Source organism: Kocuria sediminis, from assembly GCF_009735315.1.
Taxonomy (GTDB): domain Bacteria; phylum Actinomycetota; class Actinomycetes; order Actinomycetales; family Micrococcaceae; genus Kocuria; species Kocuria turfanensis.
The window spans coordinates 326,783-339,736 of record NZ_WOGU01000001.1; the positions used below are offsets into that span (position 1 = coordinate 326,783).

Consider the following 12,954-nt stretch of genomic DNA (forward strand, 5'->3'; position numbering starts at 1 on the left):
AGCGGGCTCCCCCGGAGGGTCAGCCCTCGCACTCCAGGCAGTACTTCGCGCCGTCCTTCTCGCGGGCGAGCTGGCTGCGGTGGCGGACCAGGAAGCAGGACATGCAGGTGAACTCGTCCTCCTGCTCGGGAACCACCTGGATCAGCAGCTCCTCCTGGGAGAGGTCCGCGCCGGGCAGGTCGATGCCCTCGGCCGTGTCCGCGTCGTCGACGTCGATCGCCGGGCTCTGGCTCGTGGCGCTGCGCTGGGCCTGGATCACCTCGAGCGACTCGTTGGCGGGTTCGTCCTCGGGCTTGACGCGGGGCTCGTCGTAATCGGTGGCCACGGGTGATCTCCTCCTGTGGATGGTGCGGTCGTTGAGGTGTCCACGCCACAACCCGGCGGGGAACGGACCTATTCCCGTCCCGCCGCGGCCGGTGCCGGGGAAGGCACCGATGGTAGCCCGCCCGGGGCCCGCGGGCACAAACCGCCCGGCGCGGTCCGTGCCGGGCGGTCCGTGCCGGGCCGTTCCTGCAGGAGGCTCAGTCGAAGGAGATCAGCTCGACGAGCTCACCCACGCGGTCCTCGGGCATGGACCGGGCGATGTCGGCCTGGCTGATCATGCCCACGAGGGAGTGTCCGTCGATCACCGGCAGGCGGCGCACCTGGTGCTCCTGCATCGTGTCGATGGCCTCCTCCACGCTGTCGTCGGCGCCGATCGTCACCGGCTTCCCCTGGGCCAGCTGCCCGGCCTTCACCTGGCGGGGGTCGGTGCCGACGGCCAGGCACCGCACCACGATGTCGCGGTCGGTGAGCACCCCCTTGAGCCGGTCGTCCTCCCCGCAGATGGGCAGCGCGCCGACGTCGAGGTCCTTCATCTTCCGGGCGGCCTCCTCGAGGCTCTGGTTCTCCCCGATGCACTCCGCGCCGGGGGTCATGATCTCTCGTGCGGTCGTCATGTGTCGTCCTCCTGTGCTCCCGAGGTGCCGGAAGGGCACCGCTGCGGTCCGTGCGGACGGTTCCCGGCCGTGCCGGGGGACCCACAATAGTGATCCCGGCCACGCGGGGGAACCGTCGCCCCGCCCCGCCCGTCACACTCCGCCGCGGGCCGCACCGGCAGCACCCGTCGCCGGCGCCACCGTTCGCCGGTGCCACCGCACCGGAGGCCGGCGGGGGTCACAGCCCCTCGGCGGCGTCCTGGAGGTCGAGGCACCGGCGGTCGGCGGGGATCTGCTCGACCGCGGAGCCCAGCTCCACGAGCAGCGTGGAGGAGGCCACGGCGGTGCTGTCGAACACCACCTCCACCGCGGGGTCGCGGCCGTACGTGGTGGCGGTCCACGTGTCCCCGTCCTCGCCGTCCGCGCCGCCCTGCCGGATCAGCCAGTCGACGTCGTTGACGGACGAGCACGGGTCCGTGGTGGGGCCGGGGGGCGTCACCCCGCAGCGGACGACCACCGCCGTGGGCTCGCCGTAGGCCGTGGTGGCCTGGCTCGTGGTCTCCCGCTGCTCGTGCTCGCCGATGGTCTCGGGCATGGCGAGCATCGCCGGGGCGCACCCGGGGTCGGCGGCGTTCTCGGCGGGGTCCACGGTGACGGCCGGGGTGCAGCCCGTGAGGACCGCGGCCAGGGCGCCCGCCGCCAGCAGGGCGCGGGCGGGATGGTGCGGGGGGAGCAAGGGCATGCCACCAGCGTAATCCGTGGCCGGCGCCGGTCCCGCGTCCGGGCCCCTCGTTAGGATGAGCGCCATGAGCCGACCCCCAGCGGACCCCCCTGCACCTCTCGCGCCGCCCGCGGCGGAGCCGACGGTCGGGGAGCTCTCGGAGGCGGAGCTGCTGGCGCGCGTGCTGCCGCTGCTCACCCGGCCCGCCGCCCAGGTGCTGCTCGGCCCCGGGGACGACTGCGCCGTGGTCGCGGCCCCGGACGGCCGGTACGTGATCACCACGGACACCCAGGTCGAGGACCAGGACTTCCGCCTCGCCTGGCCCAGCGGCGTGCGCACCACCGGCTACGACACCGGCGTCAAGTGCGCCGCGCAGAACCTCGCCGACGTGGCCGCGATGGGCGCCGTCCCCTCGGCCCTCGTCGTCTCGCTCACCCTGCCCCCGCGGACCCCCGTGTCCTGGCCCGAGGACTTCGCCCGCGGCCTCGCCGCCGGGTGCGAGGCCATGGGGGCGCAGCGCTGCGCCGTGGTGGGCGGGGATCTCGGGTCCGGACGGGAGCTGTCGGTCACGGCGACGGTGACCGGCGACCTGGAGGGCCGGGACCCGGTGCGCCGCGCCGGGGCCGGGGAGGGCGGGGTGCTCGCCCTGGCCGGCACGACCGGACGCGCTGCCGCCGGGATGGCCCTGCTGGAGGACCCCCGGTACCGGGCCGGGCAGGACGAGGCCCTGGACGAGCTGGCGGCGGCGCAGCTGCGCCCGTGCGCCCCCGTGCCGGCGGGCCCGGCCGCCGCCCGCGCCGGCGCCACGGCCATGATCGACCTCTCCGACGGCCTGCTCCGTGACGCCGGGCGGGTCGCGGCCGCCAGCGGCGTCGTGGTCGACCTCGACGGCGCGGCCGTGGCCGCCCTCGCCGGACCCCTGGACCCGGCCGCCCGACTGCTCGGGGCGGACCCCCGCGACTGGGTGCTCACCGGCGGGGAGGACCACGGCCTGCTGGCCGTCTTTCCACAGGGGGCCCCCCTGCCGGGGGCATTCCGTGCGATAGGCTCGTGTGCGCCCGCGCCCCCGGGGCACGACGGCACCCGCCCCCGGGTGCTGCTCGACGGACGAGCGCCGCACCTCGCCCTCGGGCACCCGGTCGGTGAAGGATGGGATCACTTTGAACCATAGGATCGGATCGAACACGGCCGTGATGCGGCGGTGGCTCGACCTGGCCCACCGCGATCTCGTGCGGCACAGCCCCGTGCTCAACGCCCTCAACGTCTTCCCGGTCGCCGACTCGGACACCGGGACGAACCTGGCGGTCACCGTGCGCGCCGCGGCCGAGGCCGCCGGCGTGCTGGAGACCGGCGACGTGGGGGAGCTGCTCGCCCTGGCCGGCCAGGCCGCCCTGGAGGAGGCCCGCGGCAACTCCGGCACCCTCTTCTCCGTGTTCCTCACGGCGGTGGGCCAGTCCCTCGAGGGACAGACCCGGATGAGCGCCGAGTCCGTGCGCGTGGCCCTGCACGCGGGCCACGTGCGGGCCTGGAGCGTGCTCTCGGACCCGGTCGCCGGCACCATGCTCTCGGTGCTGGAGGCGGCCGCGGCCGTCCCCGTTCCCCAGGACGTGGGGGACGGGTCGAACCAGCAGCTGAAGGACTTCCTGGGCCAGGTGAGCGAGGCCGCCCGCGCCGCCGTCCTGGCCACCCCCGAGCAGCTCGAGATCCTGCGCGAGACCGGCACGGTCGACGCCGGGGCGCTGGGCATGCTCGTCGTCCTCGACGCGCTCGCCCGCACGGTGGGCGGGGACGACGCCGGGGACGAGGCCGCCCTCGACCGGCTGATCGACGACGCCGCCGCACGGGCCGCGGGCGTCCTCGCCGCCCCGCACGCCGTGCACGGCGGCGTGGAGGTCATGTGCACCGTGGAGCTGTCCCCGCTGGACGCCGCGGAGCTGCGGCACGAGCTCAGCGAGGTGGGCAGCAGCGTGATCATGAGCGCGGTCTCGGAGGCCGGGGACGGCTACCGGTGGCGCGTGCACGTGCACGTGGAGCGCACCGAGGAGGCGCTCGCGGTGATCGGCGCCCGGGGCGAGGCCGTCAACCTCACGGTCACCTCCCTCTCGGAAGCGGACGGATGAGGCGCGCCTGAGATGGCCCGGTCCTCCACCGGCGGGGCGTTCCCCGCCCCGGTCCCCGAGCTCGACCAGCCGCTCGCGCGCCTGCTGGGCCGCGCCACGGCCGACCAACTGGCGCGGCAGCTCTCCGTGAGCACGATCGGGCAGCTGCTCGACCACTTCCCCCGCCGGTACATGCCCCGGGGCGAGCTCACCCCCTTCTCGGAGCTGCGCATCGACCAGCAGGTCACCATCGTGGCCGAGGTCGTCTCCGCCTCCACCCGCCAGATGCGCTCGCGCCGCGGGTCGATCACGGACGTGGTGATCACCGACCGCGTCTCCTCCGACCCCCGGCTCCTGTTCGAGGACGGTGACCCCGCCCCGGGCCGGACGATGCGGCTGAGCTTCTTCAACGCCTGGACCGCGGCCAGGGACCTCCCCCCGGGCACGCACGCCCTGTTCTCCGGGAAGGTCGGGCTGTACAACGGCGCCGTGACCATGACCAACCCGCACTACGCGATCCTCGACCCGGACGCCCCGGAGGCCGGGGAGAGCGCGGAGGAGCGGGCCGGGCGCCCCATCCCCATCTACCCGGCCACCGCCAAGCTGACCACGGACAAGATCGCCCGCGCCGTGCACTCCCTGCTGCCGGTCGTCGACTTCGCCGCGGTCCCGGACCCGCTGCCGGAGAGCATCCGCGCGCGGGAGGGGCTCATGGGCCTGGAGGAGGCGTACTGGCAGGTGCACCGGCCCCGGGACACGCGGGCCCACGGTGAGGCTCGCCGCCGCTTCCGCTACCAGGAGGCCTTCCTGCTCCAGTGCGCGCTCGCCCGCCGCCGGGCCGAGCTCGCGGCCCACCCGACCACCGCCCGCCCCGGCACCCCGGACGGGCTGCTGGCGAAGTTCGACGCCGCCCTGCCCTTCGAGCTCACCGCCGGCCAGCGCGCCGTGGGGGAGGAGCTCGCGGCGGAGCTCGCCGGGACCCACCCCATGAACCGGCTGCTGCAGGGCGACGTGGGCGCCGGCAAGACGCTCGTGGCGCTGCGCGCCATGCTCCAGGTCGTCGACTCGGGCGCCCAGGCCGCGCTGCTCGCGCCCACCGAGGTCCTCGCGGCGCAGCACCACGGCTCCGTGCTGCGCTCCCTCGGCCCCCTCGCCCAGGGCGGGCAGCTGGGCGGGGACCCCGACGGCACGCAGGTCGTGCTGCTCACCGGGTCGATGGGTGCCGCGGCGCGCAAGCGGGCGCTGCTGCAGATCGCCTCCGGGGAGGCCGGGATCGTCATCGGCACCCACGCCCTGCTCTCCGAGGTCGTCCAGTTCGCCGACCTCGGGCTCGTCGTCGTGGACGAGCAGCACCGCTTCGGCGTGGAGCAGCGCGACCGGCTCCGGGACAAGGCCGGCCGCCCCCCGCACCTGCTCGTGATGACCGCGACCCCCATTCCGCGGACCGTGGCCATGACCGTCTTCGGCGACCTCGACGTCTCCGTGCTGGACCAGCTGCCGGCCGGGCGGCAGCCCATCGCGACCCACACGGTGGGCCTCGTGGAGCACCCCGCGTGGGAGCAGCGCCTGTGGCGCCGCGCCCGCGAGGAGATCGACGCGGGCCGGCAGGTGTACGTGGTCGCGCCCAAGATCGGGGACGACGACGAGGCCCCGCCCGCCGGTTCCCTGGCCGAGTCCGCCCGCACGGCCGCCGCCGAGGACGAGGAGGCCGAGGTGCCGATGGCCTCCGTGGCCTGGCTGGCCGAGCTGGTCGCCCGGCAGCCCGTCCTGGACGGCGTGCGCGCCGAGGTGCTGCACGGCCGGCTCGACCCCGTGCAGAAGGCCCGCCTCATGGAGGACTTCGCGTCCGGGGCGGTGCAGCTGCTGGTGTGCACCACCGTGGTCGAGGTGGGGGTGGACGTCCCCAACGCCACGCTGATGATCATCGTGGACGCCGACCGGTTCGGCATCTCCCAGCTGCACCAGCTGCGCGGCCGGATCGGGCGCGGCGGGCACGCCGGGACCTGCCTGCTGGTCACCCGGCGCCCCGCCGAGCACCCCTCGCGGGAGCGCATCGAGGTCGTGGCCGGCTCCACCGACGGCTTCGCGCTCGCCCGGGCCGACCTGGAGCTGCGCCGCGAGGGGGACATCCTCGGCGCGGCGCAGTCGGGAGGACGGTCGACCCTGCGGCTGCTGCGCGCTCTCGACGACGCCGAGCTGATCGAGCGCGCCCGCCGGGACGCCGTCACCGTCCTCGGCGAGGACCCCGGGCTCGCCGAGCACCCCGAGCTCGCCGAGGCCATCGAACGCTACCTCGACCCGGACGCCGAGGCGTTCCTGGACCGGGGCTGAGCCCGGTGCGGCCGAGGACGGGAGGAGCACGACCATGAGCAGGATCATCGCCGGCGCCGCCGGGGGGCTGCGCCTGCAGTCCGTGCCGGGCCAGGGCACCCGCCCCACGACCGACCGTGTCAAGGAGTCGCTCTTCGCCCGCCTCGAGGCCTGGGGCATGCTCCACGAGGCCCGGGTCCTGGACCTGTTCGCCGGGTCCGGGGCGCTGGGCTGCGAGGCCGCCAGCCGCGGCGCGGCGGCGGTGACCCTGGTGGAGCGCCACCCGCCCGCCGTCCGCGTCTGCCGGGCCAACGCGGCCGTGGTGCACCGGGCGCTGGGCCGCGACGACGTCGTCGCGGTCCACCAGGGCGCCGTCGCCGCCTACCTGGCCGATCCCGCGAAGGGTCCCTGGGACCTGGTGCTGGCCGACCCGCCCTACCCGCTGGGCGAGCGCGAGCTCACCACCGTGCTCGCGGCGCTGGTGGGCCGGCTGGGCGAGGGCGGGGTGGTCGTGGTCGAGCGCTCCTCGCGCTCCCCCGAGCCGGAGTGGCCGTCCGGGCTGCGCCGCTTCGAGCAGGGACGGCACGGGGAGACCGCCATGTGGTTCGCGGAGACGGCGCTCACATCCGCGCCGCCGCCCGGCGCGCCGCGCTGAGCAGGTGCGCCGCTGGGCGCCCCCGCCCTGACAAGATGCGACAGGCAACAACGAGCACGGGCCCGGCGGCCCGGGAGAGACGGAGGACGTCCATGAAGATCACGGTTCTGGGCACGGGCTACCTGGGGGCCACGCACGCCGCGTCGATGGCGGAGATGGGCTTCGAGGTCCTGGGCGTGGACGTGGACCCGGCGAAGGTCGACGCCCTCTCGCGCGGGGAGCTGCCCTTCCACGAACCAGGACTGGGCGAGCTGCTGCGCAAGCACGTGGACACCGGGTGCCTGCGCTTCACCACCAGCTACGAGGAGGCCGGGGCGTTCGGCGACGTGCACTTCGTGGGGGTCGGCACGCCCCAGCGCGCCGGGTCCTTCGCGGCGGACATGCGCTACGTGGACGCCGCCGTCGGCTCGATCGCCGCGGCCGCCACGAAGGACTGCGTGATCGCCGGCAAGTCCACCGTCCCCGTCGGCTCGGCCCGGCGGCTGGCCGACCTCGCCCGCGCCTCGGCCCGGGACGGGGTGGACGTGTCCCTGGTCTGGAACCCGGAGTTCCTGCGCGAGGGCTACGCCGTGGAGGACACCCTGACCCCGGACCGGATGGTGCTGGGCGCGGAGGACGCGGCCGCGGAGGCCGTGATGCGCCGGGTCTACGCCCGCCAGCTGGAGGCGGGCGTGCCGCTGATCGTCACCGACTTCGAGACGGCCGAGCTGGTGAAGGTCGCCGCCAACGCGTTCCTGGCCACCAAGATCTCCTTCATCAACGCCCTCTCCGAGCTGACCGAGGCGGTCGGCGGGGACATCCGCACCCTGGCCGACGCGATCGGGCTCGACGAGCGGATCGGGCGGAAGTTCCTCAACGCCGGGGTGGGCTTCGGCGGCGGCTGCCTGCCCAAGGACATCCGGGCCCTGCGGGCGCGGGCCGCGGAGCTGGGCGTGGAGCAGTCGGTGCGCTTCCTCGCGGAGGTCGACGACATCAACGTCCGCCGCCGCGGGCACACCGTGGACACCGTCACCCAGATGCTCGGCGGCTCCGTGGTGGGCAAGCAGGTGGCCGTGCTCGGGGCGGCGTTCAAGCCCGACTCCGACGACGTGCGCGACTCCCCGGCCCTGGACATCGCCGCCCGGCTGCACTCGATCGGCGCCGAGGTCGCCGTCTACGACCCCAAGGCCAACGCCAACGCCGCCAAGCGCTACCCCCGCCTGGACTACGTGGACTCCCTCGAGGCCGCCGTCACCGGTGCGGAGGTCGTGGTGCTGCTGACCGAGTGGGCCGAGTTCAAGACGATGACCCCCGAGCAGCTGCACCCGCTCGTGGCCGTGCCGCAGATCCTGGACGGGCGCAACGTGCTCGACCCCGAGCGCTGGTCCGCCGCCGGCTTCAGCTACCGCGCCCTGGGCCGCCGGGCCACGGTCTGAGCGGCCCGGGCCCGCGCACCGCGGCGACGGCCGCCGCTGCCTCGGCAGCGGCGGCCGTCGCCGCGGGCGGGACTCAGCCCCCGTACTTCTCGAAGATCAGGTCGTCCGTGTTCTTGTCCAGCTGCATGGAGCTGCTGTGCTGGATGAGCCGCGCCACGGTGCTGGCCTCGCTCTCCGGGACGACGAGCAGGTACTCCTCCACGCCGTCGTCGAGGGTCAGCTCGAACGTGTAGGAGCCGGCGTCGCCGTCCCCCTGCCTGCTGCGGATCACGTCGACGCTGGTGACGCGCCGGATGTTCTTGCCCTGGCCTGCTGGCATGGTTCCCCCTTCGGACACACCTCACGGGCGGGGCCGGTCGCCGCGGCCGCGCGGGCCGGCCCCCCTGACGACGGCGGCCGTCGGCGGGCCGCCGTCCCGCGCCCGGAACGCTCCACCGGGCTCGCGGGTGCGCACCACGGTAGCCACCCGGCACGGCCGCGCCAAGGGTGCTGACCGTGTGTGACGGGCTCCCCGCGGCTCAGCCGGCCAGCCGCTGGGCCGCCTGCTCCAGGAGGTCCCGGCGCTTGCCGAAGGAGAAGCGCATCCAGGTGCCGTACAGGTCCCGGTGCGCCGCCGAGGCGAGGGCCGGCACCGGCACGCCGACCACGCCGGAGCGCTCGGCCAGCACAGGGGCGAGCGCGGTGGCGTCCCCGACGCCGTGCCGTTCGCACAGCGCCCGCACGTCGGCCACGACGAAGAACGTGCCCTGGGGCTCGAACGGCTCGGCGCCCGCGGCGGCCAGGCCCTGCACGAGCACGTCGCGGCGCTGCCGGAAGTCCTCGGCCAGATCCTCGTAGAAGGCGTCCGGCAGCCGCAGGGCCGCCGCCGCCCCGAGCTGCAGGGGGGTGGCCGCGCTGTGCGTGAGGTACGCCTTGGTGGCCCGCACCGCGCCGACGAGGTGCTCCGGCCCGCTCACCCAGCCCACGCGCCAGCCCGTGGCCGAGAACGTCTTGCCCACCGAGGAGACGGTGAGGGTCCGCTCGAAGGCCCCGGGCAGGGTTGCCAGGGGACGGTGGGCGCCGCCGTAGCGCAGGTGCTCGTAGACCTCGTCGGTCACCACCACGCAGTCGTGCTCCGCGGCCAGCCCGACCACCCGGGACAGGACGGCGTCGTCGAACACGGTGCCCGTGGGGTTGTGCGGGTCGTTGAGGATCACCACGCGGGTGCGGGGCCCGAAGGCCGCGGCGAGGCGGTCGAGGTCGGGGGAGAAGCGCGGGGGCTCGAGCGGGACCGTGACCAGCCGCGCGCCCGCGAACTCCACCACGGCGCCGTAGAGGTCGTAGTGCGGCTCGAAGGTGACGACCTCGTCCCCGGGGCGCAGGAACGCGAGCAGGCTCGCGGCCAGCCCCTCGGAGGCGCCCACGGTCACGACGACGCCGGAGGCCGGGTCCGGCTCGAGCCCGTAGAAGCGGCGCTGGTGCTCGGCCACGGCCTCCTGCAGCTGCGGGACCCCCGCCACCGGGGAGTACTGGTTGCCGCCGCCCCGCAGGGCCGCGGCGGCGGCGTCGAGCATCTCCGGCGGCCCGTCCACGTCCGGGAAGCCCTGGCCCAGGTTGATCGCCCCCGTCCGCGCGGCCAGCCGGGACATCTCCTCGAACACCGTCCCGGAGAGCTCCCCGGCGCCGGTCAGCAGGCCTCCTCCGTGGGCCATGCGCTCCCAAGGGGCGCGGGAGGTGTGGGGCGCGGCGGCAGTGGCATCCATGGCCGCCAGTCTAGGGTCCCGCGGCGGCGTGCCTAGGATGGGGCCCATGCACCGAGCGATCTGTCCCGGCTCCTTCGACCCGATCCACAACGGCCACGTGGAGGTCGTCGCGCGCGCCGCGGCGCTGTTCGACGAGGTGGTGGTCGCGGTGTCCACGAACCCGCACAAGCGCTACCGCTTCGACCACGAGCAGCGGCTGGCCCTGGCGGAGGAGAGCCTCGCGGGGATCACCGGCGTCGTCGTCGAGCCCATGGGCGGAGGCCTGCTCGCGGACTACGCGGCGCAGCGGGGCGCGGTGGCGCTGGTCAAGGGGCTGCGCTCGGGGGAGGACTACGCGTACGAGGTGCCCATGGCCACGATGAACCGTGACCTCACCCGCGTCGAGACGGTGTTCCTGCCGGGAGACCCGCGGTTCCTGCACCTGTCCTCGACCCTCGTCAAGGAGGTCCAGGGGCTCGGCGGGGACGTCTCCGGCTTCGTGCCCGAGCCCGTGCTGCGCGCCCTGCGGGGCTGAGCCCGCCGGGCCCGTCCGGGGCCGCCGGGGCGCGTCCCGTTTGAGAACGGGCGGCGGGGCGCGCTACCATGGCCTGTCGGCCAGAATTTCACCAGGAGATCGTCATCAGTCGCGAGAACAGTTCGCCCCTCATCATCGATGTCAGGGACCTCGAGCACCGCCCGGGGACGATGCGACGACTGGAGAAGGTGGTGCCCGCGCCGAAGGACTTCGGCAACGCACTCATCGGCGCCCCGGAGGGTTCGGACATCGAGCTGGACCTCCGGCTGGAGTCCGTCCACGACGGGATCCTGGTGTCCGGCACGGCCGCCGTGGACATCCACGGCGAGTGCAGCCGATGCCTCGACCCGATCGACTACGATCTGGACGTCGACGTGCAGGAGCTGTACCTCTTCGACGCCGCCACCGCAGGTGGGGAGGACGTCGAGGACGACCAGATGTATGAAGTTCAGGACGAGACCCTCGACCTCGAACCCATGCTTCGGGACGCAGTGATCACTCAGCTGCCGTTCCAACCGGTGTGCCGGGAGGACTGCCAGGGGTTGTGCGCCCAGTGCGGCGCGCGCCTGGAGGACGACCCGGGACACCACCACGAGGTGCTCGATCCTCGCTGGAGCGCCCTGTCGGGCCTGCTCGAGCAGGACACCTCGGAGAAGACGACCGATACGAGAGAAGAGAGATAGCCGTGGCTGTTCCCAAGCGGAAGATGTCCCGTGCCAACACCCGCGCACGCCGTGCCCAGTGGAAGGCGACCGCGCCGAAGCTGGTCAAGACCGTCGAGAACGGCAAGGTCACCTACAGCCTGCCGCACCAGGCCAAGGTCGTGACCGACTCCGCGGGGACCGCGCTGTTCCTGGAGTACAAGGGCCGCAAGGTGGCCGACGCCTGACCACGGTGACCACCACCGCGAACCCTCAGGACCTGCTGGAGCGTCTCGGCGTCGACATCGACGCCGAGACGCTCCGTCTTGCGCTGACCCACCGCTCCTACGCGTACGAGCACGAGGGACAGGGCCACAACGAACGGCTCGAGTTCCTCGGCGACTCCGTGCTGGGCCTGGCGGTCACCGACGAGATCTTCCACCGCTACCCGGACGACTCCGAGGGCAGCCTCGCCAAGATCCGCGCGGCCGTGGTGAGCACCCGCACCCTCGCCGACCTCGCGCGCTCCCTCGACGTGGGCGCGCACATCCGGCTGGGCAAGGGCGAGGTGCGGACCAGGGGGCACGAGAAGGCCTCGATCCTCGCCGACACCATGGAGGCGCTGATCGGCGCCGTGTACGTGTGCTCGGGGCTGGAGACCGCGCGCGACTTCGTGCTGCGCCTGGTCGTGCCGCTGCTCGAGGACGGCTTCGTGATGACCGAGGGCCGCGACTGGAAGACCGAGATCCAGGAGCTCGCCGCGGCCCGCGGGCTGGGCCCCGTCCGCTACGCCGTGGAGGGCACCGGCCCGGACCACGACCGCCGCTACGAGGCGCACCTGCTCATCGGCGGGAAGGACCACGGCACGGGCGCCGGCACCACCAAGAAGGAGGCCGAGCGCTCCGCCGCCGCGCAGGCCTACGCGGCCCTGGTGGCCCGCAGCGGTGCCTGAGCCGGGAGCGCGGGACGCCCGTGCCTGAACTGCCCGAGGTCGAGGTCGTCCGCCGCGGCGTGGAGCGCTGGGTCGTGGGCCGCCGGATCGAGTCCGTGCAGGTCCTCGACCCGCGCTCGGTGCGCCGGCACGAGGCCGGCCCGGTCGCCTTCGCCCACGAGCTCGAGGGCGCGGTGGTCGCCGACGCCGTGCGCCGCGGCAAGTTCCTCTGGCTGCCGCTGACCGGACCGGACGGGGACGCGCCGCAGGAGGCCCTGCTCGTGCACCTGGGGATGAGCGGGCAGCTGCTCGTCAAGGACGCCGGCCTGCCCGCGGAGAAGCACCTCAAGGTGCGGCTGGGCCTGTCCGAGCGCCCCGGCACCCCGGCCGAGCTGCGCTTCGTGGACCAGCGGATCTTCGGCGGCATGGTCCTGGACCGCCTCGTGCCCACCGACGACGGCGCCCCGGGCGGACGCTCGGTCACGGGACTGCCGGCCGTGCCCGCCCGCGCGGCCCACATCGCCCGCGACCCCCTGGACCCGGCCTTCGACGCCGGCCTCCTGCACGACCGGCTGCGCCGGCGCCGCACCGGGCTCAAGCGGGCCCTGCTGGACCAGGCCCTCGTCTCCGGGATCGGCAACATCTACGCCGACGAGGCGCTGTGGCAGGCCCGCCTGCACTGGGCCCGCCCCACCGACACGCTCCGGCGCCCCGAGACGCACCGCGTGCTCGAGGCGGTCCGGGCGGTGATGGAGCGGGCCCTCGCGGCCGGCGGGACGAGCTTCGACTCCCTCTACGTCAACGTCAACGGGGAGTCGGGCTACTTCGCCCGCGACCTCAACGCCTACGGCCGCTCCGGCCGGCCCTGCTCCCGGTGCGCGGAGGAGGGCCGGGCGGCGCTGATCGTGCGCGAGCAGTTCATGAACCGCTCCTCCTACCGCTGCCCGGTCTGCCAGCGCGCGCCCCGCAACGCCCGGTTCTGACCGGACGCGGCGGGGCGCCGGCACCC

Annotated in this window: 15 protein-coding genes; 10 read left to right on the forward strand and 5 right to left on the reverse strand. The window is 74.7% G+C overall.

Annotation, left to right across the window (positions count from 1 at the left end; translation table 11 throughout):
- Positions 1-19 precede the first annotated feature (19 nt).
- The 3 genes from GMA12_RS01525 to GMA12_RS01535 all read right to left on the reverse strand — a co-directional run bounded on the left by GMA12_RS01525 (position 20) and on the right by GMA12_RS01535 (position 1,659).
- Complete coding sequence (locus tag GMA12_RS01525; RefSeq protein WP_062734691.1) at positions 20-325, reverse strand: DUF4193 domain-containing protein; 306 nt, start codon at positions 323-325, stop codon at positions 20-22.
- Between the two features lie 196 nt (positions 326-521).
- A complete protein-coding gene (locus GMA12_RS01530) occupies positions 522-938 on the reverse strand; it encodes a CBS domain-containing protein (protein WP_156266466.1) in 417 nt (138 codons plus the stop codon).
- 217 nt (positions 939-1,155) lie between these two features.
- Entirely contained in the window at positions 1,156-1,659 is a 504-nt protein-coding gene (locus tag GMA12_RS01535; protein ID WP_156266468.1) for a DUF3515 domain-containing protein, read from the reverse strand.
- Between the two features lie 64 nt (positions 1,660-1,723).
- Here GMA12_RS01535 and thiL point away from each other — a divergent pair, with 64 nt between their 5' ends.
- The 5 genes from thiL to GMA12_RS01560 all read left to right on the forward strand — a co-directional run bounded on the left by thiL (position 1,724) and on the right by GMA12_RS01560 (position 8,117).
- Positions 1,724-2,809: a thiamine-phosphate kinase gene (gene thiL, locus GMA12_RS01540; protein ID WP_156266470.1), complete on the forward strand. Its 1,086-nt coding sequence runs from the start codon at positions 1,724-1,726 to the stop codon at positions 2,807-2,809.
- On the forward strand, positions 2,799-3,758 hold the full coding sequence (locus GMA12_RS01545) for a DAK2 domain-containing protein (protein ID WP_306438929.1): 960 nt from the start codon (positions 2,799-2,801) through the stop codon (positions 3,756-3,758). The genes thiL and GMA12_RS01545 overlap by 11 nt, the downstream gene beginning before the upstream one ends.
- Positions 3,759-3,770: 12 nt before the next feature.
- Complete coding sequence (locus GMA12_RS01550; protein ID WP_156266472.1) at positions 3,771-6,068, forward strand: ATP-dependent DNA helicase RecG; 2,298 nt, start codon at positions 3,771-3,773, stop codon at positions 6,066-6,068.
- Between the two features lie 34 nt (positions 6,069-6,102).
- The gene (gene rsmD / locus GMA12_RS01555) at positions 6,103-6,702 is read left to right on the forward strand and encodes a 16S rRNA (guanine(966)-N(2))-methyltransferase RsmD (RefSeq protein WP_156266474.1); all 600 of its coding nucleotides are present in this window, start codon (positions 6,103-6,105) and stop codon (positions 6,700-6,702) included.
- A 92-nt stretch (positions 6,703-6,794) separates the two neighbouring features.
- Entirely contained in the window at positions 6,795-8,117 is a 1,323-nt protein-coding gene (locus GMA12_RS01560; RefSeq protein WP_156266476.1) for a UDP-glucose dehydrogenase family protein, read from the forward strand.
- Positions 8,118-8,190: 73 nt separating this feature from the next.
- Here the strand turns inward: GMA12_RS01560 and GMA12_RS01565 are convergent, their stop codons facing one another.
- Both GMA12_RS01565 and GMA12_RS01570 read right to left on the reverse strand, forming a co-directional pair.
- On the reverse strand, positions 8,191-8,436 hold the full coding sequence (locus GMA12_RS01565) for a hypothetical protein (protein ID WP_156266478.1): 246 nt from the start codon (positions 8,434-8,436) through the stop codon (positions 8,191-8,193).
- Positions 8,437-8,635: 199 nt separating this feature from the next.
- Positions 8,636-9,859, reverse strand: a complete 1,224-nt coding sequence (locus tag GMA12_RS01570; protein WP_156266480.1) for an aminotransferase class I/II-fold pyridoxal phosphate-dependent enzyme — start codon at positions 9,857-9,859, stop codon at positions 8,636-8,638.
- Between the two features lie 46 nt (positions 9,860-9,905).
- Between GMA12_RS01570 and coaD the strand changes: the two genes are divergently transcribed.
- The 5 genes from coaD (at position 9,906) to mutM (ending at position 12,928) form a co-directional block, all read left to right on the forward strand.
- Positions 9,906-10,373 carry a pantetheine-phosphate adenylyltransferase gene (coaD, locus tag GMA12_RS01575; RefSeq protein ID WP_156266482.1) on the forward strand — a complete coding sequence of 156 codons (468 nt, stop codon included), beginning with the start codon at positions 9,906-9,908 and terminating at the stop codon, positions 10,371-10,373.
- 170 nt (positions 10,374-10,543) lie between these two features.
- Positions 10,544-11,056 (forward strand): YceD family protein, encoded by a 513-nt coding sequence (locus tag GMA12_RS01580; RefSeq protein ID WP_370829870.1) that lies wholly within the window; start codon positions 10,544-10,546, stop codon positions 11,054-11,056.
- 2 nt (positions 11,057-11,058) lie between these two features.
- The gene (rpmF, locus tag GMA12_RS01585) at positions 11,059-11,262 is read left to right on the forward strand and encodes a 50S ribosomal protein L32 (RefSeq protein ID WP_162459331.1); all 204 of its coding nucleotides are present in this window, start codon (positions 11,059-11,061) and stop codon (positions 11,260-11,262) included.
- Positions 11,263-11,267: 5 nt separating this feature from the next.
- Complete coding sequence (rnc, locus tag GMA12_RS01590) at positions 11,268-11,966, forward strand: ribonuclease III (protein ID WP_162459332.1); 699 nt, start codon at positions 11,268-11,270, stop codon at positions 11,964-11,966.
- 20 nt (positions 11,967-11,986) lie between these two features.
- Complete coding sequence (gene mutM, locus GMA12_RS01595) at positions 11,987-12,928, forward strand: bifunctional DNA-formamidopyrimidine glycosylase/DNA-(apurinic or apyrimidinic site) lyase (RefSeq protein WP_162459333.1); 942 nt, start codon at positions 11,987-11,989, stop codon at positions 12,926-12,928.
- Positions 12,929-12,954 lie beyond the last annotated feature (26 nt).